Consider the following 20,084-nt stretch of genomic DNA (forward strand, 5'->3'; position numbering starts at 1 on the left):
TGCACGGGGGTGGTGCGCCCGGGGAGCACGGGGGCCCACGGGCGCGGACGTCACCCGTGAGCGTGGCAGCAGCCGCTGACAGCGCGCTTACACGAGAGCACCGGCCGGCGGTCCCGGCGTGATGACAGCGCGGAGTCAGCCCGCTGTCAGCGGCCCCTGGCAGAGTCATGGGTGTCGAAGGGAGGACGGCCCGGAAGGGACCGGACGCCGCCCCCGGCGACGAGGAGAGGTACCCGAAGCGGCCCAACGGGGTCCGGGCACACGCCCGGCCGGGTCTTCACGGCCCTCGCAGGTTCGAATCCTGCCCTCTCCGCACGATCAACGAGGAGGAGTACGTCCGACATGGCAGACCGAGCCGCAGTCACGGGGCCCACCCGGGCCCTGATCGTCGCGAACCCCGCCTCCGGAAGCCACAGCCCGCAATGGATCGAGCGGATCGCCGAGCTGTGCGCTGCCCACCTGGACTCCGTCGAGGTGCACCTGACCACCGCGCCGGGCGACGCCACCGAGGTGGCGCGCGCCGCGGCCGGCGGCGGCACGGCCCAGGCGCCGGACCTCGTCGTCGCGGTCGGCGGGGACGGCACCGTCCGCGAGGTCGTCCAGGGACTCGTCGTCCCCGGGGGCGGCGGGGCGTCCCTGGCCATCGTGCCCGGCGGCACCGGAAACTCCGGATACCGCATGCTCTGGGGCGACCGCCCCTGGGAGGACGCGCTCAAGGCCGTCCTCGCGGACTCCGGCCCCGGCGGCACCGCGCGGGCCCACCGCCTCGACGTCGCGCTCCTGCGCGAGACGGGCAACGCGGTCTTCCTGGGCGCGTGCAGCGGCGTGATCGCCGACGCCCTGATCACCGCACGGGAGGTCCCGCTGGCCGGACGCGCGCGCTACGCCAAGGCGTTCGCCGACACCGCGGCCGACTACCGCCCCTACCCGGGCCGCGTCACCGTCGACGGCACCGTCGTCCACGAGGGGCCCACCGTGCTGGCCAACGTCGGCGGCGGCCCCTACCGGGGCGGGCAGTACCTGGTCCTGCCCGAGTCCCGCCTGGACGACGGACTGCTCGACGTGTGCGTCATCGCCGGTGACATCCCCGCCTCCAGGGTCCCCGAACTGACCCGTACCGCCGCCCACATGGAGCACCCCTCCACGGTCTACGCGCGCGGCCGCGTCATCGTCGTCGAGCGGACCGACGGGCAACGGCTGCCCCTGGAGCACGACGGCGAGTACCAGCACGGCATCGGAACCTCGGCGACCTTCGAGGTCCGCGAGGCGGCGCTGTCCGTATGGGCCCCGGCACAGCTGCCGTAGCCGGCCCGGCGGGCCCGCGCGGCCTCCCCACGACTTGGCGCCCTGTGGCGTCAACACCCTATGGATACACCGATACGAATCATGGAGTCAGCATGAGCGACCTCAACGGTCTCGTCACCCGCTACCTGGCCGCATGGAACGAGGCCGACGCCGACAACCGTGCCAAGGCCGTCGCGGAGCTGTTCACCGAGGACGCCCCGTACATCGACCCGCTCGCCGCGGTCGCCGGCCACGAGGGCATCGGCGCGGTTCTCGCCGGCGCCCAGGAGCAGTTCAAGGGCCTGACCTTCGAGCTCCACGGCACGGTGGACGCCCACCACAACATCGCCCGCTTCCAGTGGGCCCTGGTCACGGCGCCCGGCACCGAGCCGATCGCCATCGGCTTCGACGTGATCGTCACCGACGAGGACGGCCGCATCAAGGGCGTCTACGGCTTCCTGGACAAGGTCCCGGCCGCCTAAACCGGCGTTCGCACCCGGTGGGGGAGCGGTGGGCACCGCCCACCGCTCCCTTCCCCGTCTTCTCATCGAGCTACCTCTCACGCAAAGGGCGTTTGGGTCATGGTGGATGTCCTCGGCACCGACCTCGTGCAGGCACTGTGCGAGGAATGGGGGATCGCGCCGGACGCGCGGCCGGCCCCGTACGCGCGGCGCCGGCCCGTGCCGGGCGGGACGCCCCTGCAACAGCTCTCCCACTGGGCGGCCACCCTGCACCCGGACGACATCCCCTGCCGGGTCCTGAAGCTGGCGGCCAGCCAGGTGCTGTCCCAGGTCGCCTCGATCCGCGCCGGACTCGAGCACCCGCTGGGCCGCATGCTCATCTCGGCGTTCGGGCACCCCGTGCAGAGCGACCCGAAGAACGCCGCCGGGGTCCTCGCGGCCCTCGGCTCCTGGCTCAACCTCGACGACACCGCCTACGCCGGCCACCTGTCCAACTCCACCGTCGCGGTGCCGCTCGCCTTCGCGTACGCCCGCCGCCTGGACGGCCTTTCGCTGCTGACGGCCGTCGTGGCGGCCAACGAGTGCGCGGCCCGGCTCACCGCCGCCGCCACCCTGGGCCCCCTGCGCGGGCAGAGCGCGGTCCACACCCACCTCGCGGGTGCCGTCGCGGGCCGGCTGCACGTCGAGAGGGCACCGGCCGAGGTGTGGGAGAACGCCTTCGGCCTCGCCTTCGCCATGCCCAACTGGCCGCTGATGCGGGCCTTCCTGGCCAGCGACGCCCGGCTGTTCAACACCTTCACCCCGGTGCGGACCGCCATGGACGCCTGCGACGCGGCGGAGGCCGGGCTGCGGGGCGCCCCCGACATCATGGAGCACCAGGACGGCTTCCTGGCCCGCTTCGCCACCGTGCCGCTGCCGGACGTGATCACCGAAGGCCTCGGCAGGCGCTGGCACACCGAGACCCTGTCGTTCAAGATGCACCCGGGCGGACCGGGCATCGACGCGGCGGTGGACTGCGCCTCGGAGATCCACCAGGTGCTCGGGCCGCTGCACCCGGACGACGTCGAGGAGATCGTCGTCGAGGCCTCGCTGTACACCCTGTTCGCCGGGAAGCGCGCGGCGACGTACGTGACCGGTCCGGGCTCGCCGCTGGGCGCGCTCGTCCTGGACATCCCCTACCCGGTGGCCACGACGCTGCTGACCGGCCACTTCGCGGTGGAGGACTTCTCCTCGCCGCGGGTGGACGAGCGCCGGCGGTGGCAGCTGGCCGAGCGGGTGCGCCTGGAGCACGACGAGGACATGACCCGGGAGCTGTTCCGCTCCGAGGCGCCCTTCGGGGAAGCGGTGCGGGAGGCCGGCCCGCTGGCCAGGCCGTGGCTGCGGGACTTCGGCGGCGACGAGCTGGTCGACCTCGTCGGCTCCGTCGAGATGGACGGGCGGGACTTCTCCCGGTCCACCAAGGCGACGGGCGCTCGGGTCACCGTGCGGCTCGTGAACGGCCGGACCGTGACCCGGGAGCGTCTCATTCCCCTCGGCGCGGCCGGGCCCGACACCCGCGCCCGGCATTCCCAGCTGGTGCGCGAGAAGTTCCTGGCGGTCGGCGGTTCGCGCGAGGTCGCCGAGTCCGTGGGGCGGCTGCACCGGATGAGGGCGCGGGGCGTGCGCAGGTGGGTGGAGGCCGCGCTCATGGACTGAGGCGAACCCGCGCCTCAGCGCGCCGCGGGCAGCATGACGTCGATGATCTCCTCGGTCCGCTCGACGATGTCCTCGCGGTTCGCCAGCACCCAGGAGATGTGCTGGGCGCCGAAGAGCGCGGACCGCAGGACCCGGGCCAGCGCCTCCGGCTTCGCTCCGTCGGGCAGCTGGCTCTCCTGCTGGCACTGCCCCAGCAGATCGGCGAGGAGCTGGGTGAAGTTGACGTACGGCACGGGCAACGGGGCGCTGATGTACGGGCGTTCGATCTGCAGCCGGGCACCCGCCTGGATGGCGGGGTCGTCCCGGAAGGAGACGGCGACGCGCGTGAGGAGGTCCGTGACCTTCCGCAGCGGGGGATGGTCGGAGTCCAGCGCGGGCCGGACGACCTCGGCCAGCCGGCGGTAGAACTCCTCCGTCACCGCGACAGCGAGCGCTTCCTTGTTGCCGAAGTGGAAGTAGACCGCGCCCTTGGTCATGGCGGCCCGGTCGGCGATGTCGACGATGGTGACGTCGGGGAAGCCCCGCTCGGCGAAGGCGGCCGCCGCGGCGTTGAGGATCACCCCGCGGGTCCGGATGGCACGCTCCTGCTTCAACTCCCGTGTTCCGTCGGTGGATGCGGAACCCAGATGCCCGTTTCGCTCACTCTTATCGGTCTTCATGGTGCCTCTCTGTGCTCTATGACAACCTGCTGCACTTTTGTGTCACCCCCTCCTTGTAATATACCTTCTCAAAGGTATATTTGTTCTGCGCACCCAAGACCTCGAACAGAATTTCACGGCGTGGCACGTCGATCTGGGCGGAGGAAGCATGCAGCAGCGCTCGGCGGTACCGATGGAGGGTGCCGGCCTTTCCGGTGATCCGGAAACGGCCCCTCTCGGTACTCCCCAACTCACGTTCTTACAGCCTATATCCCGGCAGCTCGTCCATAGAGCGGCGGTGGCGGAGGTGTTCGTCACCGACGGCGTCCGGGCGAGCGACGGCGGTTTCGTGGTCGCGGCGCAGTGGCCGCGCGACCACGCGCTCTACCATCCCGACGACAACGGCCTGGCCGACCCCATGCTGTTCGCGGAGACGATCCGTCAGACCCTGCTCTACCTCGGCCATGTGCACTTCGGCATCCCCCTGGGACACCGCTTCGTCGGCCGGGACCTGGACTTCGAGATTTACGACCCCGAGCTCCTGCGGGTCGGCGGAACCCCCTTGCCCGTACTGCTGGACGTCAGATGGGCGTGGGAGGACAATCGCCCGCCGCGCCGGTACGGCATGCGGCTCGAGGTGAAGCTGACGGTGGGCGGCCGGGTCTGCGGGCGGGGGAGCATCGGCGCCTTCGTGGTGGACGACCGCAGCTACTCCCTGCTGCGCAGGCTGACGCGAAAGACCGGCAGTGAGGGGCATCCGCCGGACGGGGGTACCGCGGCCGGCTGGCCCACGCCCCGCCGGCGGACCGGGCCGGCGCCCAGCGTGGGCCGGCTGCGGGCGAAGGACTGCGTGCTCGAGCCGGGGGAGTCGCCCGGCCAGTGGCTGCTGCGGCCGGACCCCAACCACGCGATCCTCTTCGACCACCCCACCGATCACCTGCCGCTCATGGTGATCCTGGAGGGTTTCCGGCAACTGGGCTACCTCCACCTGCACGAGAGCGGATCGTGGGTGGACGGCGGACGGTCCTACGCGCTGGCCGGCGCCTCGGTGGACTGCGCGGCCTTCGCCGAGCTGGACGAGCCGGTCAGCCTCGTGACCGAGGCCTATGAACCGGGCGTTGGCCCGGACGATCCGGTACGGATGCGGATCTCCGCGGTCCAGGGCGGATCGGCGGTGGCCACGGCCACCCTGGTGTGGGTCTGTGCGCAGACGGGCGCGGCTCCTGTCGGCGGCAGCCGGGCCCTGCTCTGCGGCACCGCCGACTGAGCCGGGCATCACGCGGTCCCGGACGTGATGACCGTGCGGGTCAGGACCTCCCACATGGCGTGCACCCTGCCGCTCAGGTTCTCCTGTCCGCAGGCCGTCGCCGTGTAATGCGTGCCGAAGACGGCGGCGGTCACCAGATCCGCGACGGCCCCGGCCGGCAAGGCCGGGTCCAGACACCCCTCGCTCTGCATCTCGCCCACCAGCGCCCGTGTCCTCTCCTGCACTTCGTCGAGGATCTGCGGCGGCTTAGCATCGGCCTGCGCCGTCTCGAGCGCCAGGCGGAGGGCGGCCCTGACGCGCATGTCCCGCTCGAACAGCTCGGCCAGTGACAGGATCAGGCGTCGCAGCCGGTCGAAGGCGGGGACGGTGCTCTCCCGGACGCTGCCGAGCAGGTCGTCCGTGACCGAGTCCAGGTGGGCCACGATGACCGCGGCGAGCTCCTCCTTGGAGGAGAAGTGTCCGTACACCGCGCCCTTGGTCAGGCCCGTCCGGTCCGCCACGTTCTGCAGATTGGTTCTGGCGTAACCGTTCTGCGCGAACTCGTTCGCGGCCGCGTCGAGGACCCGGTCGTAGGTGCGCAGGGCCCGCGCTTGTCTGGCCAAGGCGCGCCTCCTTGAAGAGAGTTGGGCTGATGGTCGTCGAGCAGTGATCCAGGCAAGGAACATACCTGCATGAAGGAATTATAGTTGTTGAGCCAAGGAGCGCACTACATGTTCCACTCGCAGTACGCACCGCGACGGGCCGGTCGTGAGGACGTCGCCCCGGCCGTCTGGTCGCCGGACGCCGCCGCCTCCGCGACGACCCACGCCGCGCGCGCCGAGGAGGGCCGCCGGCTCGTCCCCGAGACGGTGCGGCTCCTGACCGAGGCCGGGTTTCCCCGCTACTTCGTGCCCCGCGCCCGGGGTGGAACCGAAGGCACCTTCACCGATCTGCTCACCGCGGTCGCCGGCGTCGCCGACGCGGACGCGTCCGCCGCCTGGTGCGGGGCGCTGTGGGCCGCCCACAGCCGCTTCGCCGCCTACCTGCCGCCCCAGGGGCAGCAGGACCTGTGGTGCCGTGGTCCCGACGTGCGCCTCGCCGCCGCGGTGACCCCCTCGGGCAGCGCCGAGCCCGTACCGGGCGGCCGGATGCTCAGGGGCGAGTGGGAGTGCGTCAGCGGCGTCGACTTCGCCGACTGGGCGCTGCTGGCCGCCCGCGACCCCCAGGCCGACGGGCAGCCCGTCCGCCTGCACGCCGTGCCCCGGGGCGACTTCGCGGTGCGCGACTCCTGGCACAGCACGGGCCTGCGGGCGACGGGCAGCAATACGGTCGTCGTGTGCGCGGCCTACGTCCCGGACCACCGGTCGTTCCTGGTGGCGGACCTGATGAACGGCGCGAGCGGGCCGGGCCGCGCGCGGTGCCACACCGTGCCCGCGCATCTCGTCGGCGGCCTCATCTTCGCCGCGTCGGCGCTCGGCGCCGCCCGGCACGCGCTCGACGTGTGGTCGCGGTGGGCGGCCGTCCGGCTGCGCGCCGACCGCGCCGGCGGCCGCGACAACCCCACGCTCCACCGCACCCTGGCCCGCACCGCCGGCGACGTCGAGGCCGCCGGGCTCCTGCTGCGGTCCGCCGCCCTGCGCGCGGACCTCGGCAGCGTCACCGAACGGACCGTCGCCAGCAACCGGCGCGACGCCGCGGCCGCCACGAACCTTCTGGTCAAGGGAGTCGAACGGCTCTTCAGGACCGGTGGCGTGCACGCCCGCAACGGGGAGGGCGAACTCCAGCGGTGCTGGCGGGACGTGCACACCATCGCCGCGCACAGCGCCCTCGACCCGGAATCCGCGGCCAACGCCTATGCCGAAGCCGTCCTCACCGAGCCCAAGGAGGCTTCCCTTGTCACGACCTGAGCGCCTGGTCTTCTGCGACGTGGACGAGACCCTGATCACCTGCAAGAGTCCATTCGATTTTCTCCGCTTCTACTTCGAGGGCAGGCACGGCGCCGAGGGCGTGCGCCGGTCCCGGGAGGTACGGGAGCGGCTGGCGGCCGAGACGGCCGCCGGGCTCTCCCGCGAGGAGGCCAACCGCGTGTACTACCGCGCCTGGCGCGGCGAGCCGGCCGCCGAGGTCGAGGCCTGGGCCCGCCGCTGGCTGTCCGAACGCCTGACGGACGGGAACTTCTTCATCGCCAGAACCCTCGTCCGGCTCGACCGCCACCGCGCCGAGGGGGCGGCCGTCGCGCTGGTCTCCGGGTCGATACCGGCGCTGCTGGCGCCCCTGGCCGAGGCCGTCGGGGCCCGGCACGTCCTGTGCGCCCGCATGGAACGCTGCGGCCGCGTCTACACCGGGCGGATCCTGGGCGAGCCGGTCATCGGGGAGGGCAAGCGCACGGCCGTCCGGCAACTGCTGGCCCGCTACCCGGACATCGACCCCGCGGACTGCTTCGGCTACGGGGACCACATCTCCGACCTGCCGATGCTGATGGAGGTCGGACACCGCGTCGCCGTGGGCGAGTTCTCCGGCCTCGGGCAGGCGCTGGCGGACGCCGAGCGGCTCGCCGGGGCCGTCGGCCGGTGACCGGCTGACGGCCGGACCGCCCGCCACCGCAGCCCCCGGGACCGCCGGCCCCGGGGGCCTTTCGGCGCTCATCGCGTCAGGAAGGCGCGGAGGTCCTCGTTGAGCCGGTCCGCGTGGGTGGCGAAGAGGCCGTGCGCCGCGCCCTCGTAGCGCAGGAACGTGCTGCCCGGGACGAGGGCGGCGGTCCTGGGACCGCACAGCCCGAACGGTGCTCCCGCGTCGGCCTCGCCGTGGACGACGAGCGTGGGAACGCCCACCTTGGCGACCTCCGCCCGCTGGTCCTCGGTGAACAGCGTCCGGTAGATCTCCGCCGCGGCCCGCGGCGAGGAGTCGAGGGCGATGCGCGTCATCCAGTCGGCCAGCTCCGGGGAGACCGGCGCCCGCCCCTCTTCGGCGGCCTCCGCACCGCCGAAGAACGACGCGCCGAGAGAGGTCATCCAGGCGGCCCGGTCCCGGGCCATCGCGCCGGCCATCTCCTCGAAGAGGGCGATGTCCAGGCCGTCGGGATTGTCCTCGGACCGCATCAGGAACGGTGTGGTCGAGGCGACGAGCGCCAGCCGCGCGACGCGGTCCGCGCCGTGACGGGTCAGATAGCGCACCGCCTCGCCGCCGCCCACCGCGTAGCCGACGAGGGCCGCCTCCCGCAGGTCCAGGTGCTCCATCAGGTCCGCGAGGTCGTCGGCGAGGGTGTCGTAGTCGTAGCCCTCCCACGGCCAGTCCGACCGGCCGCAGCCGCGGCGGTCGTAGGTGACGCACCGCATGCCGTTGCGGACCAGGTACGGCGCCTGGAACTCCCACATCCGGGAGTTCATCATGGCCGTACCGAGCAGGATCACCGGCCGGCCGGTGCCCCAGTCGTTGTAGAAGAGGTTCGTGCCGTCCCTGGTAGCGACGTATGGCATGGCGGGCCTCCGGGCCGTGGCGGGGGTCGTGGCAGCGGTCGTGTGCGGAGGGGCCCGGCCGGTGCTCCGGCCGGGCCCCGTGGGGGTCAGCGTGCGGCGCGGCGGCGCAGCAGCTGCATCAGGGCGGCGGACGTCAGGCAGAAGGCCACCAGCGGGATCAGGGCCATGTCGAAGGCGTGCGGGTAGTCGCCCGGCAGGGCCGCGCCGAGCGCGGGGAAGAAGACGGTGCCCGCGATCGAGACGCCGATGGCCGCGCCGCCCTCCTGCGCCGTGTTGAGCGCACCGGAGGCCGAGGCCGCGTGCTCGGGGTCGATGCCCGACAGCACCGTGTTGGTGAGCGGACCGGTGGTCATTCCCATGCCGGCGCCGGCGACGATCAGCGAGGGGACGAGCCAGAGCACGGAGGCGGTCTCACCCGACTCCGCGACCGTCAGCCCCACCAGCACGTAGCCGACGGCCAGCGTCAGCGTGCCCACGGCCGGCAGCTGCTGCCCCACCCGGGCGGCGAGCTTGGGCGACATCATCGAGGAGCCGAAGAAGCCCGCGCCGAGCGCGAAGAACAGCAGGCCCGACTCCAGCGGCGTGAGCCCCCGGCCCTGCTGCAGGTACAGCGCGAGCAGGTAGAAGAACGAGCCCATCGCCAGGAAGTACGACAGCGTGGCGGACAGGCCGACCGAGAAGCTGCGCACCCGGAACAGCGTGAGGTCGATCAGCGGGCTGCGGCCCTGGGCACCGCGCCGGCGGAAGTGGGCCACGGCCGCGGCGAACAGCACCACACCGCCGCCCAGGCACGCCCAGCTCCAGGCCGGCCAGTCCTCCTCGCGGCCCTGCACCAGGGAGTACACCACCAGCACCAGGGCCGCCGTCGTCAGCAGCGCGCCGAGGCCGTCCAGCCGCGCCCCGTCCGCGCCCCGGGACTCGGGGATCACCTTCGTGGCGTACGCCAGGGCCACCACGCCGATCGGGACGTTGATCAGGAAGATGGACCGCCAGTCCAGGCCCGCCACGTCGGCGGTGATCAGCACGCCGCCGATCACCTGGCCGAACACGGCCGCCTGGCCGACCACCAGGCCGTAGACGGTGAACGCCTTGCCGCGGCTGGGCCCGTCGTAGACCGACCCGATGATGCCCAGCACCTGGGGGACCATCAGCGCGGCGGCGGCGCCCTGGGCGACCCGCAGGCCGATGAGGACCTCGGCGGACGGGGCGAGCCCGCAGCCGGCCGAGGCCAGGGTGAACAGCGCCAGGCCCAGCATGAACATCCGGCGCCGGCCGTAGAGGTCACCGATCTTGCCGCCGGTGATCATTCCGGCGGTGAAGGCCACGCCGTAGCCGACGATCATCATCTGGCCCTGTGCCGAGCTGGCCCCCAGGTCCTTCTGGATGGAGGGCACGGCGACGTTGGAGATGAAGTAGTCGAGGACGGTGATGAAGGTTCCCACCATCACCACCGCGAGCGCCCCCCACGAGGGGCTCTCGGCCGCCGCCGTGGATTCCTCCACGAGCGTCTCGGCGGGGTGTGTGCTTGTGTCAGCGCTCATCCGCTGTACTCCTGCTGGGTTCGGCCGGGGGGTTTCATCGGTCCCGTGGCGCGCCTGGACGGCCCGTCGCCGCGGGGAAGTGGGGGAGGTGGGGGAGTCGCTCGGGGTCACCAGGTGACGGGCAGGTGGCTGACCCCGTGGAACACCGTGCCGACGCGGAACAGGCTGTTGGGGTCGTCGGTGGCCAGGCGCAGGTCCGGGAAGCGCCCGAAGAGGCCGCGCAGGGCGAGATCCATCTCCAGGCGGGCCAGCGGGGCTCCTTGGCAGAAGTGCGGCCCGTTGCCCCACTGCATGTGCTTGCTGGTGTCGCGGTCGACGTCGAGGCGGCCGGGGTCGGGGAAGACCGACGGGTCGTGATTGGCGGCCGGGATCGAGATGACCACCGCGTCGCCCTTGCGCATGGTGACGCCGCCGAGTTCGAACTCCTCGACGGCCAGCCGGACGATGGCGTCCTGGGAGATCGACCAGTAGCGCATCGACTCCTCGATGAACCGCGGGATGCGCGCGCCGTCGTCGGCCAGCACCTTCGCCCGCAGCTCGTCGTCCCGGAGCAGGCTCAGGATGTTCAGGGCGATCTGGTTGGTGGTGGTCTCGTGGCCGGCGACCAGCACGAGCCGGGCGATGCCCACGAGTTCGTCGAGGTCGATGGCGCCCGTCGCCAGGTGCCGGGTGGCCAGCCGGCTCATCAGGTCGTCCTGCGGCTCGGTCAGCTTCCGGGTGGCCAGCTCGCCCAGGTAGCGCGTCATGTCCTGGTAGGCGGCGTAGGAACGCTCAGGGTCCCCCTGGGAGATGGTGACCTGCGTCTTCTCGATGAAGTACGGGGAGTCCTCGTCCGGCACCCCCAGCAGGCGGGCGATGACCAGCGTCGGCAGCTTCCGGGAGAAGGCGTCGTGCAGGTCGGTCGGCTGCGGCCGGCCGGCCAGGTCGTCCAGGAGGTCGTCGATCAGCTGCTGCACCGCGGGAGCGAGCCCCCGCACCCGGCGCGCGGTGAACTCGGTGGCGATCATGCCTCTGAGTCTGGAGTGCTCCGGATCGTCCATCCGCAGGAAGGAACTCGGCCGCTGGCCCGGTGGCACCTGGATGCGCACCGGGGCGTCGGGCAGCAGCTCGTCGGCGCTCAGCCGTGGATCCTTGAGCGCCTGCTGGACGTCGGCGTGTCTGGTGACGAGCCAGGCGCGTCGTGATTCCGCCGTGCCGGCCGGAAGTCGTACCGCACACGGCGGGCCCTCACGCAGTTCGGCGAGTATCGAAGCCGGGCAGCCCGAGGCCGTCCGGGGAAACGGCCAGTCCAGAACGGTCTGTTCGGCTGCGAGCATCACATGTCTCCCTCATGAGAAAACCGTTGTGACGCCGACTATGCGCAACCGTGCTGACACACCACTGACGACCGGCTTACAAGGGGCCGGCCGGCCCAATTCTCAGCGGGGCAGTCCGACGAACTCGCCCATCGAGGCGGCCGCGTGCTCGAAGAAGGCGGCGGGATCCGCCGCGACGCCCGCGATGTGGCCGTACACCTCGAATCCGACCATACCGTGAAGCTGGGTCCAAATGACAAGCATGCGGGCGATGGTGGAATGCGGCAACCCCTCCAGGAGCCCGGCGGCGAGGCTCTCCGCATTGCGGAGCATGCCCTCGGACAGCGGCGCGCCGTCCGCGTGCTCCGTCAGCCGGCCCTCCTTCTGCGCGTCGCGCAGGATCGCGATGAGGGCCAGCACCGTGCGCGCGCCGGCGGCCATCGTCTCCGGGGGAGCGCTGTAGCCCGGCACCGGCTGACCCCAGATCAGGGCGTACTCGTCGGGGTGGGCGAGCGCCCAGTCGCGGACGCCCGCGCAGACCGCGACCCACCGCTCCAGCAGGCCGGCGCCCGCGGCCGCGGCCCGGGCCGCCCCGGCCTCGGCGCTGTCGCTCATCGCGTTGTAGGCGTCGAGGATCAGCGCGGTCAGCAGCGCCTCCTCGTCGGGGAAGTGCTCGCGCAGCCGGGCCAGTTCGATGCCGGAGGCACCGGCCACCGCCCCGAGGTCGAGATCGACGTTCCGTCGCCCGGCCAGCCGAAGGACCGCCTCTTCCTTCGCGCGGCGGACGAGGGCATCCTGACCGTCGGCACCGTCGGCGCGTAAATTCCGCTGTGTCATACAGGCACTCTCTCAGGCCGGATGCGATTCGTCGATCATCTCCAGGAACAAAGGTGGCGACGGGCATCGTTGACGGCGTACGTACCGGGCCCGGCAGGGCGACGTCAGGAGGACACGTGACCAGCGGACACGTCAGCGCGGTCGAGCACCGCTTCGTCGAGGTGAACGGCGTCAGGCTGCACATCGCCGAACAGGGAAGCGGGCCCCTGGTCCTGCTCCTGCACGGCTTCCCCGAATGCTGGTACTCCTGGCGGCACCAGTTCGGTCCGCTCGCCGCGGCGGGATACCGCGTCGTCGCCCCCGACCAGCGCGGCTACGCCCGCAGCGAGCAGCCGGAGGACGTCGACGCCTACAGCCTGCTGCACCTGACCGGCGACGTGATCGGCCTGATCCACGCGCTGGGCGAGGAGAGCGCCGTCGTCGTCGGCCACGACTGGGGTGCGCCCGTGGCCTGGACGACGGCCCTGCTGCGGCCCGACGTCGTACGCGGCGTCGCCGGGCTGAGCGTCCCGCACATCCCGCGCGGCCCGGTGCCGCCGCTGGTGGCGCTGCGCAAGGTGCTGGGCGACGGCTTCTACCAGAACTACTTCCAGGAACCGGGGCTGGCCGACGGCGAGTTGGCGCAGGACCCGACGGGGACCTTCCGCCGCATCCTGTACAGCGCCTCGGGCGACAGCCCGGCGACCGCCCCGCCCCGCCCGTGGGTGATCCCCGAGGGCGCCAGCGTGCTGGACACGATGGCGGAGCCGGACCGGCTGCCCTCCTGGCTGACCGAGGACGACATCCGCGCCTTCGTCCGCGAGTTCGACGAGCACGGCGAACGCGCCTTCACCGGCGGCCTGAACTGGTACCGCAACATCGACCGGAACTGGGAGCTCCTCGCCCCCTTCGCCGGCCGCGTCATCGACGTCCCCGCGCTGTTCATGGCGGGCGACCGTGACCTGGTGCGGTCCTTCCCCGGCGTCGACGACCTGCTGGCCGCGCCGGAGGCGACGGTCCCCAGACTCCACCGCAGCATCACCCTCCCCGGCTGCGGCCACTGGACCCAGCAGGAGCGGCCCGACGAGGTCAACGCGGCGCTGCTGGACTTCCTGGCCCACCTGCCCGCCCAGGGCTGACCCCCGGGCGGTGCGGCGGTCCGCGCGGACGGGATCCGGTCAGGAGCTTCGTCCGCGCGCGGCCGCGAGCAGCCCGTCCCAGTCGGGGATCTTCACCGTGCCGCGGCCCAGCCGCTCGCCGAGCGCCGCCTCCGCCGCCTCGATGCCCAGCCAGCCCGGCCACTCCACCGGCTCCACGCCCGCCGCCCGCAGCGCCCGCGCCGGGTCGTCCGCCGGCCCGCGGGCCATGAGCGCCTCGGCGTCGGTGAGCAGCGAGGCCACCGTCTCCTTGGCGCACGGGCGATTGGTGCCGATCACACCCGTCGGCCCGCGCTTGATCCAGCCGGCCACGTACTCGCCCGGCGACGGCTCCCCCTCCCGGAGCACCCGGCCCCGGTCGTGCGGCACCGTCCCGCGCTCGGCGTCGAACGGCAGCCCGGGGATCGGCACGCCGCGGTAGCCCACCGACCGCAGCACCAACTGCGCCTCGATCTCCTCGAAGTCGCCCGTCCCCACCGGCGTGCCCCGCTCGTCGAGGGCCGTGCGCTCGAAGCGCACCGCGCGCACGGCGTCGTCGCCCAGCAGCGCCACCGGCCGCAGGAAGAACCGCAGCCGGATCCGCCGCCCGCTCCCCGGGACCGGGGCCTGCGACCACTGACGCAGCACCTCCACATTGCGCCGCGCGGCCGGCGGCAGCGCCGAGGGGTCGGCCCACGCCGGGTCGAGGGCCGCCTCCCCGGGCGTCACGAGCGCCCGGGCGCCCGGCAGCGCGCCGAGCTCGCGCAGCTCCTTGGTGGTGAACTTCGCCTGCGCCGGGCCGCGCCGGCCCACCATGTGGATGTCCGCCACCCGGCTGTCGGCCAGCGCCGTCAGCGCCGCGTCCGGCACGTCCGTGTGCCGCAGCTCGTCCGCGCCGCGGGCCAGCACCCGCGCCACGTCGACGGCCACGTTGCCGACCCCGATGACCACGGCCGAGCGGGCGGCGAGCACGAACCCGCCCGGCGCGGCGTCCGGATGGGCGCTGTACCAGGAGACGAACTCGGTGGCCGAGAAGCTCCCGGGGAGGTCCTCGCCGGGAATGCCCAGCCGCCGGTCGCTCGCCGCGCCCACGCAGTAGACCACCGCGTGGTAGAGCTCCGGCAGCAGCCTCGGGGACAGCGCCCCCGGCCCGTCCCCGACCGGGACGTTGCCCAGGAAGCGCACGCCCGGCCGCTCCAGGGCGACGCGGAGGTTCCGCTGCAACGACTTGATCTTCTCGTGGTCGGGGGCGACGCCGTAGCGCACCAGCCCGTACGGGCACGGCAGCCGGTCCAGCACGTCCACCGCCACGGCGGGGACGGTGCGCTGCTCCAGCAGGGCCTGGGCGGTGTAGACCCCGCTCGGTCCCGATCCGACGACTGCGACACGAAGCACGAAGGGCTCCTTCCCGCGCGGTCCCGCGAGTGACTCCAGCATCGCACGGGGAACGCGGGATCGGCAGGTGGGCCGTCCGCGCCGCCCATGCTCGATACGGACGCCGGTGGGTGCCGGTGGGTTCAGAAGCCTTCCGCCGGGGGCTCGGCCGCGGGGGGCACGCCCAGGCCCCACTCGAGCCCGTAGCGCTGGAAGAGCTCGGCCCGCAGCCGCTCGGCGGGCATCGGCGCGCCCGGCAGCAGGATCGCCACGACCGCGCCCATCAACAGGGCGCGCAGCATGCGGTAGTCGGTGTCCGGGTCGGCGGAGCCGTAGCGCGCCACGGTGTCGCGCAGCAGGAACGCCAGGCGCTGCTGTTCCGGGCACTGGATGAAGCCCTCGGCCGTCAGCATCCCCGCCATGTGGGTGCGCATCAGGCGGGGCCGGTCCCGCGCGAGCCCCAGCACGGCGTCGATGGCCCGCGCGAGGCGCTCGCGCCCGTCCGTGGTGCACGGCTCCCGCTCCAGGTACGCGGCGAGCTCGCGGTGCATCAGCCGGTGCACGGCGGACTGCAGCAGCTGGCGCTTGCCCGGGAAGTAGTAGGAGACCAGTCCGCGTGCCGCTCCGGCCCGGTCCGCGATGTCCGCCAGCGTCGTCGCCTCGTACCCGCGCTCGTCCACCAGCTCGACGGTGGCCTGCAAAAGCCGCTCTCGGGACCTGCGGCGCAACTCCTCGTTGACCGCCGCGCTGCGGGGAGACATGCGCTTACTCCTGCGTTGACTGGCTCCGAGCCAATATACTCAGGGGGGCATCCGGTTGTCCCGCCCGCTGAGCAGGGCGGACGCCGCTGTGCCGCTGATGGGGCGACGCGGGGGATCGCCCCATCAGCCTTTTCGGCCGGTGCTGCCTTCCCGTCCGACGCTGCATTCCTGTCCGGTGCTGTCTTCCCCTCCGGCCCGGCCGCGGGCCCGCTTGCGCCAGGCCACCACGACCGCCGCGAGGCCGGTGACGGCGATGAAGGCCATGGCCGCCAGGAACGGCGGGGAGGTCGGCGACGCCGCGTGGCTGCCGGCGACCACATAGGCGGCGGTGTTGGGGACGACGCCCACTCCCGTCGCCAGCAGGAAGGCGGGCCAGCCCATCCGGGAGACCGCGGCGCAGTAGTTCGCCGCGGCGAACGGCACCCCGGGGAAGAGCCGGATGGCCAGCATGGTCCGGAAGCCGTGCCGGCTCAGCTGCCGGTCGGCGGCCTTCAGCCAGCGCCCCCGCAGCAGCGGGCGCAGCGCCTCCTGCCCCAGCAGCCGCCCCAGGCCGAACGAGGCGGCCGAGCCCAGCACCGTCCCCACCACGGCCGCGGCCGTGCCCAGCGGGGCGCCGAACAGCGCGCCGGCCGCGATGTTGAGCACCGGCCGCGGCACGAACGCCGCCGTGCACAGCCCGTAGGCCACCGCGAACAGCACCAGGGCGGCACCGCCGGACAGTTGCGAGGGCCAGCCGCCGGTCAGCAGCCGCTCCGGCCGGAGGACCAGCACGCCCCCCACCGCGCCGCCGAGCAGCGCGAGCAGCAGCCCCAGCCGGAACCACGGGGAGCGCAGCACCCGCAGGCAGCGCGCGGTGAGGCCCGGGGAGGGAGCGGCGGTGTCCAGCATCGAAGGAGCGTAACCGACGCCGCCCCCGGCGGGGGCCGAAACTCACGTGCCCTCGGGCAGGGCCCGGCCTAGGGTGCTGCCATGGAAGAGCGGAGGGAAGAGCGGAGGGAAGGGGCATTCGAAAGGGCTGATCAGATGGCCTTGTTCGTGGCGGCCGAACGCCGGGCGAGGCTCGCGCTGAGGCAAGGGCACCTGGAGAAGGTCCTGACCGCCCAGCAGCTGAAGATGGTGATCCGCCACATGACCCAGACATGGATGGACGGCTTCCGGGTCGGCCTGGCGCAGCACGCCGCCGACGGCGACCCCCCTTAGCGGGGCGGAGGACACCGCCGATCCCCGACAATGAAGGGGTGGACGAACCGATACCCGTGAGCCGTGACGTGGACTGGGGCACCGCCAAGCTGATGCCCGACGTGGACCGGCCGCGGGCCTGGCTGCTGACGGTGAACGGCGCGCCCCAGTCGTACGTCGACCTCGACGACCCCACCCACCTCGAGTTCGAGTACGCCCGCCGCCTCGCGCACGTCCTCGACACGACCGGCGAGCCGGGCGAGCCGCTGGACCTGCTGCACCTGGGTGGCGGGGCCCTCACCCTGCCCCGCTACGTCGCCGCCACCCGGCCCGGCTCCCGCCAGCGCGTGGTCGAGGCCGACCGGGGCCTGATCGCCCTGGTCGCCGAGCACCTCCCGCTCCCGGGAGGATCGGGCATCGAGGTGACGGCGGCGGACGCCCGCGCCGCCCTGGAGGCCGCCCCCGACGACTCCGCCGACGTGATCGTCGCGGACGTCTTCGGGGGCTCCCGGGTGCCCGCGCACCTCACCTCGCTCGAGTACGCCCGGACCGCCGCGCGCGTGCTGCGCCCCGGCGGCCGTTACGTGGCCAACCTCGCCGACGGGGCGCCGTTCGACTTCCTGCGGGGGCAGGTCGCCACGTACGCGGCCGTCTTCTCCCACCTGTGCCTGATCGCGGAGGCCCCGATGCTGCGGGGCCGCCGCTTCGGCAACGCCGTGCTCGTCGCGGCGCACACCGAGCTGCCGCTGGCCGCGCTCGCCCGCCGTGCCGCCGCCGACGCCTTCCCGGCCCGGGTCGAGGACGGGCCGGGGCTGGCGCGGTTCGCAGCGGGGGCGGCGCCGGTCGGCGATGCGGACGCGGTCGGGTCGCCGGAGCCGCCGGGCGGCTCGTTCGGCATCGGCTGACGGCGAGGGGCGGGCGGCGGCCTCAGGAGGACTTGAGCGGCCGGAGCGTGCTCATGATCTTCTTGATGGTGTCCTCGGGGACCTCGTCCTTCTCGTCCTTGATGCCCGCGAAGATCCAGGTGTTGAGGTCGCCGGTGTCGTCCTTGTAGGCCACCGAGTACGCCTTGCCGTCGGTGGCGCACTTGTGGCTCTTGGGGACGTCGGTCGCCGTGGTCATCGCGGTGAAGCCGGTGATGCCGTGGTCGCTCTTGAAGGCGGAGGGCTTGCCGATGTTGAGGTGGCCCTGCTTCTTCTGGTCGAACATCGCCCAGGCCCAGCTCGCGGCGGCGTTCTCCGCGGCCTCCTCAAGGTTCTTGGCGCCCTGCGCGCCCTTGGCCCCGGTGATGCCGGCCTCGTGGTTGAGCTTGATGCCCTTGTCGTTCGTCCTGGTGCAGCGGGTCTCCTGGAAGTAGGCGGGGGAGGACATCGCCTCGGCCATGCCGTCCTTGTCCTTGCCCGTGTCGTCCGGAACGATCACGCCGGTCCCCGTGGACGCCACGCCCCACTCGGGCGGCACGTCGAAGACCACGTGCCGCTTGGGGTTCTGGACCACCTTCCAGCCGCTGATGACCGGCTTGATGTCGGTGCTCGCCCGCGGGTTGTCCTCGCCGCCTCCGCCCGGCGAGGACGAGGCGGGGGCGGACACCGACGGCTTGGCGCTCTCCTTGGCCTCGGTCGCCTTCTGGTCGTCCTTCCCGTCGCCGCCGGTGAGCACGACCGCGCCGGTCACCCCGGCCGCGATCACGACCGCCACCGCCGCGGAGATCGCGATGACCGTGGTGCGCTTGTTGCGCCCGTCGCCCGGAGGCTGCGGCCCGCCGGGCGCGCCCGGCCCGGTCCACTGCCCGGACGGCGGCCCCGCCGGCCCGGGCTGCGGGCCGCCCGGCTGCGCGTAGGGGTTCGGCTGCTGGAAACCCTGCTGCTGGTACGGGTTCGGTTGCTGCGGGTAACCGGGCTGCATGTACGGGTTCCGGTTAGGGTCCTGCGGGTTCTGCTCGCCCCCGGGCGGCTGCTGTCCTGGCCACATGGCGGATAACCCTAGAGGGTGCGGCGCCGCTTGTGATCCGTGCCCCTTCCCGCTTTTCTTACCGGCTGGTAACTTACCGGCATGTCTGAGACCCTGCCCTCGATCGGCGAGGCCCTCGCGGCCACCGTGCCCATGGTCCGCACGCTCAACCTGACCTTCGGTGAGATCACCCCCGAGCGCGCCGTCATCCACCTGCCCGACCAGCCCGACTACCACAACCACGTCGGCGGCCCGCACGCCGGAGCGATGTTCACCCTCGCCGAGTCCGCCAGCGGCGCGATCGTCCTGGCCGCCTTCGGCTCCGAGCTCTCCCGCGCCGTCCCGCTGGCCGTGCGCGCCGAGATCGGTTACAAGAAGCTCGCCATGGGCCCGGTCACCGCCACCGCCGAGCTCGGCCGCCCGGCCGACGAGGTGATCGCCGAGCTGGACGCCGGCGAGCGCCCGGAGTTCCCGGTGCACATCGCGATCACGCGCGAGGACGGCGCCGTGACCGGCGAGATGACCGTCGTGTGGACCCTGCGGCCCAACGCGTAGTCCCGTGGCGTGACCGCCGGTACAGGTTGAAGGCCCCACCCGAGGGATCGGGTGGGGCCTTTTGCGTGGGGAGGGGGGCGGGTGCCGGCGCCTCGGGGGTGCGAGGTCGTTACGAGGACGCCAGGTCGGCGATGACCAGGGCCGTGACGGTGCCGCTGAAGTTCCAGCCGGGGGCCTTCGCCCATTCGGGGTGGGGCCGTCGGTGGATGGTCAGCTTGATGCGACCGTCGTCGGCGCTGTCTCCCGTCAGCGTCCTTTCCAGGGTCACCTGGTCGAACCCGATCGGGTAATGGCTCAGCTGCCCGTCCTGCCATGACTGGAGCGAGAACGACTGGAGCGCCACGTTGTAGGAGGGGTTCGACCCTTCGGAGCGTAACTTCCCCCTGAGCGTGAACCCCTGCTCCACGACGTAGGGCTTGTCGCACATCTGCCTGCTGATCTCGAACTTGACGAGCTTGAACTCGACGGCCATTGCTCTCCCTTTCGGTTCGGTCGGCCCTTCGCCGGCTGCCATTCATTGGTACCGGCCCCACGAGGTCGGTGTCATATCGGCACATGCGGTTTGAGTCGCTTCCCGGTCACGCGGTATTCCCTGTTGGCGGCACTCTTGACACCCCTTCAGGGAAACATGTAATCCGCGTGGATTTTTTTGATGTCGATCAATGAAAGCCGCTGAA

21 protein-coding genes and 1 tRNA gene are annotated in these 20,084 nt (G+C 72.6%); 11 read left to right on the forward strand and 11 right to left on the reverse strand.

Features of this window, described 5'->3' with window-relative positions; translation table 11 throughout:
* Positions 1–223 precede the first annotated feature (223 nt).
* The 4 genes from IE295_RS03870 to IE295_RS03885 all read left to right on the forward strand — a co-directional run bounded on the left by IE295_RS03870 (position 224) and on the right by IE295_RS03885 (position 3,440).
* Positions 224–313, forward strand: a tRNA-Val gene (locus IE295_RS03870).
* A 29-nt stretch (positions 314–342) separates the two neighbouring features.
* Positions 343–1,305 carry a diacylglycerol/lipid kinase family protein gene (locus IE295_RS03875; protein WP_190061965.1) on the forward strand — a complete coding sequence of 321 codons (963 nt, stop codon included), beginning with the start codon at positions 343–345 and terminating at the stop codon, positions 1,303–1,305.
* Between the two features lie 92 nt (positions 1,306–1,397).
* A complete protein-coding gene (locus IE295_RS03880; protein ID WP_190061966.1) occupies positions 1,398–1,766 on the forward strand; it encodes a nuclear transport factor 2 family protein in 369 nt (122 codons plus the stop codon).
* Between the two features lie 99 nt (positions 1,767–1,865).
* Positions 1,866–3,440, forward strand: a complete 1,575-nt coding sequence (locus tag IE295_RS03885; protein WP_190061967.1) for an MmgE/PrpD family protein — start codon at positions 1,866–1,868, stop codon at positions 3,438–3,440.
* A 14-nt stretch (positions 3,441–3,454) separates the two neighbouring features.
* On the opposite strand, the gene IE295_RS03890 is transcribed toward IE295_RS03885, so the two are convergent.
* Complete coding sequence (locus IE295_RS03890) at positions 3,455–4,033, reverse strand: ScbR family autoregulator-binding transcription factor (protein WP_224323229.1); 579 nt, start codon at positions 4,031–4,033, stop codon at positions 3,455–3,457.
* A 238-nt stretch (positions 4,034–4,271) separates the two neighbouring features.
* On the opposite strand from IE295_RS03890, the gene IE295_RS03895 reads away from it, so the two are divergent.
* Positions 4,272–5,345: a ScbA/BarX family gamma-butyrolactone biosynthesis protein gene (locus IE295_RS03895; RefSeq protein ID WP_263453709.1), complete on the forward strand. Its 1,074-nt coding sequence runs from the start codon at positions 4,272–4,274 to the stop codon at positions 5,343–5,345.
* An 8-nt stretch (positions 5,346–5,353) separates the two neighbouring features.
* Here IE295_RS03895 and IE295_RS03900 read toward each other — a convergent pair whose 3' ends face one another.
* Positions 5,354–5,947: a TetR family transcriptional regulator gene (locus tag IE295_RS03900; protein ID WP_190061969.1), complete on the reverse strand. Its 594-nt coding sequence runs from the start codon at positions 5,945–5,947 to the stop codon at positions 5,354–5,356.
* Between the two features lie 108 nt (positions 5,948–6,055).
* On the opposite strand from IE295_RS03900, the gene IE295_RS03905 reads away from it, so the two are divergent.
* Together IE295_RS03905 and IE295_RS03910 are read left to right on the forward strand one after the other, a co-directional pair.
* Positions 6,056–7,231, forward strand: coding sequence for an acyl-CoA dehydrogenase family protein (locus tag IE295_RS03905; RefSeq protein ID WP_190061970.1), 1,176 nt, complete (start codon positions 6,056–6,058; stop codon positions 7,229–7,231).
* Complete coding sequence (locus IE295_RS03910; RefSeq protein WP_224323230.1) at positions 7,218–7,898, forward strand: HAD family hydrolase; 681 nt, start codon at positions 7,218–7,220, stop codon at positions 7,896–7,898. The genes IE295_RS03905 and IE295_RS03910 overlap by 14 nt, the downstream gene beginning before the upstream one ends.
* A gap of 68 nt (positions 7,899–7,966) precedes the next feature.
* On the opposite strand, the gene IE295_RS03915 is transcribed toward IE295_RS03910, so the two are convergent.
* The 4 genes from IE295_RS03915 to IE295_RS03930 all read right to left on the reverse strand — a co-directional run bounded on the left by IE295_RS03915 (position 7,967) and on the right by IE295_RS03930 (position 12,473).
* Positions 7,967–8,800 carry an alpha/beta fold hydrolase gene (locus IE295_RS03915; RefSeq protein ID WP_190061972.1) on the reverse strand — a complete coding sequence of 278 codons (834 nt, stop codon included), beginning with the start codon at positions 8,798–8,800 and terminating at the stop codon, positions 7,967–7,969.
* A gap of 86 nt (positions 8,801–8,886) precedes the next feature.
* Complete coding sequence (locus tag IE295_RS03920) at positions 8,887–10,341, reverse strand: MFS transporter (protein ID WP_190061973.1); 1,455 nt, start codon at positions 10,339–10,341, stop codon at positions 8,887–8,889.
* Positions 10,342–10,448: 107 nt separating this feature from the next.
* Positions 10,449–11,657 (reverse strand): cytochrome P450, encoded by a 1,209-nt coding sequence (locus IE295_RS03925; RefSeq protein ID WP_190061974.1) that lies wholly within the window; start codon positions 11,655–11,657, stop codon positions 10,449–10,451.
* A gap of 102 nt (positions 11,658–11,759) precedes the next feature.
* The gene (locus IE295_RS03930) at positions 11,760–12,473 is read right to left on the reverse strand and encodes a TetR-like C-terminal domain-containing protein (RefSeq protein ID WP_190061975.1); all 714 of its coding nucleotides are present in this window, start codon (positions 12,471–12,473) and stop codon (positions 11,760–11,762) included.
* 116 nt (positions 12,474–12,589) lie between these two features.
* Here IE295_RS03930 and IE295_RS03935 point away from each other — a divergent pair, with 116 nt between their 5' ends.
* Complete coding sequence (locus tag IE295_RS03935) at positions 12,590–13,591, forward strand: alpha/beta fold hydrolase (protein ID WP_190061976.1); 1,002 nt, start codon at positions 12,590–12,592, stop codon at positions 13,589–13,591.
* Positions 13,592–13,630: 39 nt separating this feature from the next.
* On the opposite strand, the gene IE295_RS03940 is transcribed toward IE295_RS03935, so the two are convergent.
* From IE295_RS03940 to IE295_RS03950, 3 genes are all read right to left on the reverse strand, one after another.
* Positions 13,631–14,983, reverse strand: a complete 1,353-nt coding sequence (locus IE295_RS03940) for an FAD-dependent oxidoreductase (RefSeq protein WP_190061977.1) — start codon at positions 14,981–14,983, stop codon at positions 13,631–13,633.
* 122 nt (positions 14,984–15,105) lie between these two features.
* Positions 15,106–15,723 (reverse strand): TetR/AcrR family transcriptional regulator, encoded by a 618-nt coding sequence (locus IE295_RS03945; protein ID WP_190061978.1) that lies wholly within the window; start codon positions 15,721–15,723, stop codon positions 15,106–15,108.
* A 123-nt stretch (positions 15,724–15,846) separates the two neighbouring features.
* Positions 15,847–16,611, reverse strand: coding sequence for a TVP38/TMEM64 family protein (locus tag IE295_RS03950; protein WP_190061979.1), 765 nt, complete (start codon positions 16,609–16,611; stop codon positions 15,847–15,849).
* A gap of 135 nt (positions 16,612–16,746) precedes the next feature.
* Here IE295_RS03950 and IE295_RS03955 point away from each other — a divergent pair, with 135 nt between their 5' ends.
* Together IE295_RS03955 and IE295_RS03960 are read left to right on the forward strand one after the other, a co-directional pair.
* Positions 16,747–16,923 carry a hypothetical protein gene (locus IE295_RS03955; RefSeq protein WP_190061980.1) on the forward strand — a complete coding sequence of 59 codons (177 nt, stop codon included), beginning with the start codon at positions 16,747–16,749 and terminating at the stop codon, positions 16,921–16,923.
* Positions 16,924–16,961: 38 nt separating this feature from the next.
* Positions 16,962–17,807, forward strand: coding sequence for a spermidine synthase (locus IE295_RS03960; RefSeq protein ID WP_190061981.1), 846 nt, complete (start codon positions 16,962–16,964; stop codon positions 17,805–17,807).
* A 22-nt stretch (positions 17,808–17,829) separates the two neighbouring features.
* On the opposite strand, the gene IE295_RS03965 is transcribed toward IE295_RS03960, so the two are convergent.
* Complete coding sequence (locus IE295_RS03965; RefSeq protein ID WP_308013129.1) at positions 17,830–18,807, reverse strand: DUF8017 domain-containing protein; 978 nt, start codon at positions 18,805–18,807, stop codon at positions 17,830–17,832.
* 147 nt (positions 18,808–18,954) lie between these two features.
* Between IE295_RS03965 and IE295_RS03970 the strand changes: the two genes are divergently transcribed.
* A complete protein-coding gene (locus tag IE295_RS03970; RefSeq protein ID WP_190061983.1) occupies positions 18,955–19,407 on the forward strand; it encodes a DUF4442 domain-containing protein in 453 nt (150 codons plus the stop codon).
* A gap of 109 nt (positions 19,408–19,516) precedes the next feature.
* Here the strand turns inward: IE295_RS03970 and IE295_RS03975 are convergent, their stop codons facing one another.
* Positions 19,517–19,879, reverse strand: coding sequence for a hypothetical protein (locus IE295_RS03975; RefSeq protein WP_190061984.1), 363 nt, complete (start codon positions 19,877–19,879; stop codon positions 19,517–19,519).
* Between the last annotated feature and the right edge of the window lie 205 nt (positions 19,880–20,084).

The organism is Streptomyces griseocarneus (assembly GCF_014655595.1).
Classification (GTDB): Bacteria; Actinomycetota; Actinomycetes; order Streptomycetales; family Streptomycetaceae; genus Streptomyces; species Streptomyces griseocarneus.

Excerpts from the sequence above, each read along its gene's own strand:
- IE295_RS03875 (WP_190061965.1), top strand. The coding sequence starts at position 343 with ATGGCAGACCGAGCCGCAGTCACGGGGCCCACCCGGGCCCTGATCGTC.
- IE295_RS03880 (WP_190061966.1), top strand. The coding sequence starts at position 1,398 with ATGAGCGACCTCAACGGTCTCGTCACCCGCTACCTGGCCGCATGGAAC.
- IE295_RS03885 (WP_190061967.1), top strand. The coding sequence starts at position 1,866 with ATGGTGGATGTCCTCGGCACCGACCTCGTGCAGGCACTGTGCGAGGAA.
- IE295_RS03895 (WP_263453709.1), top strand. The coding sequence starts at position 4,272 with ATGGAGGGTGCCGGCCTTTCCGGTGATCCGGAAACGGCCCCTCTCGGT.
- IE295_RS03905 (WP_190061970.1), top strand. The coding sequence starts at position 6,056 with ATGTTCCACTCGCAGTACGCACCGCGACGGGCCGGTCGTGAGGACGTC.
- IE295_RS03915 (WP_190061972.1), bottom strand. The coding sequence starts at position 8,800 with ATGCCATACGTCGCTACCAGGGACGGCACGAACCTCTTCTACAACGAC.
- IE295_RS03920 (WP_190061973.1), bottom strand. The coding sequence starts at position 10,341 with ATGAGCGCTGACACAAGCACACACCCCGCCGAGACGCTCGTGGAGGAA.
- IE295_RS03925 (WP_190061974.1), bottom strand. The coding sequence starts at position 11,657 with ATGCTCGCAGCCGAACAGACCGTTCTGGACTGGCCGTTTCCCCGGACG.
- IE295_RS03930 (WP_190061975.1), bottom strand. The coding sequence starts at position 12,473 with ATGACACAGCGGAATTTACGCGCCGACGGTGCCGACGGTCAGGATGCC.
- IE295_RS03945 (WP_190061978.1), bottom strand. The coding sequence starts at position 15,723 with ATGTCTCCCCGCAGCGCGGCGGTCAACGAGGAGTTGCGCCGCAGGTCC.
- IE295_RS03950 (WP_190061979.1), bottom strand. The coding sequence starts at position 16,611 with ATGCTGGACACCGCCGCTCCCTCCCCGGGCCTCACCGCGCGCTGCCTG.
- IE295_RS03955 (WP_190061980.1), top strand. The coding sequence starts at position 16,747 with ATGGCCTTGTTCGTGGCGGCCGAACGCCGGGCGAGGCTCGCGCTGAGG.
- IE295_RS03965 (WP_308013129.1), bottom strand. The coding sequence starts at position 18,807 with ATGCAGCCCGGTTACCCGCAGCAACCGAACCCGTACCAGCAGCAGGGT.
- IE295_RS03970 (WP_190061983.1), top strand. The coding sequence starts at position 18,955 with ATGTCTGAGACCCTGCCCTCGATCGGCGAGGCCCTCGCGGCCACCGTG.
- IE295_RS03975 (WP_190061984.1), bottom strand. The coding sequence starts at position 19,879 with ATGGCCGTCGAGTTCAAGCTCGTCAAGTTCGAGATCAGCAGGCAGATG.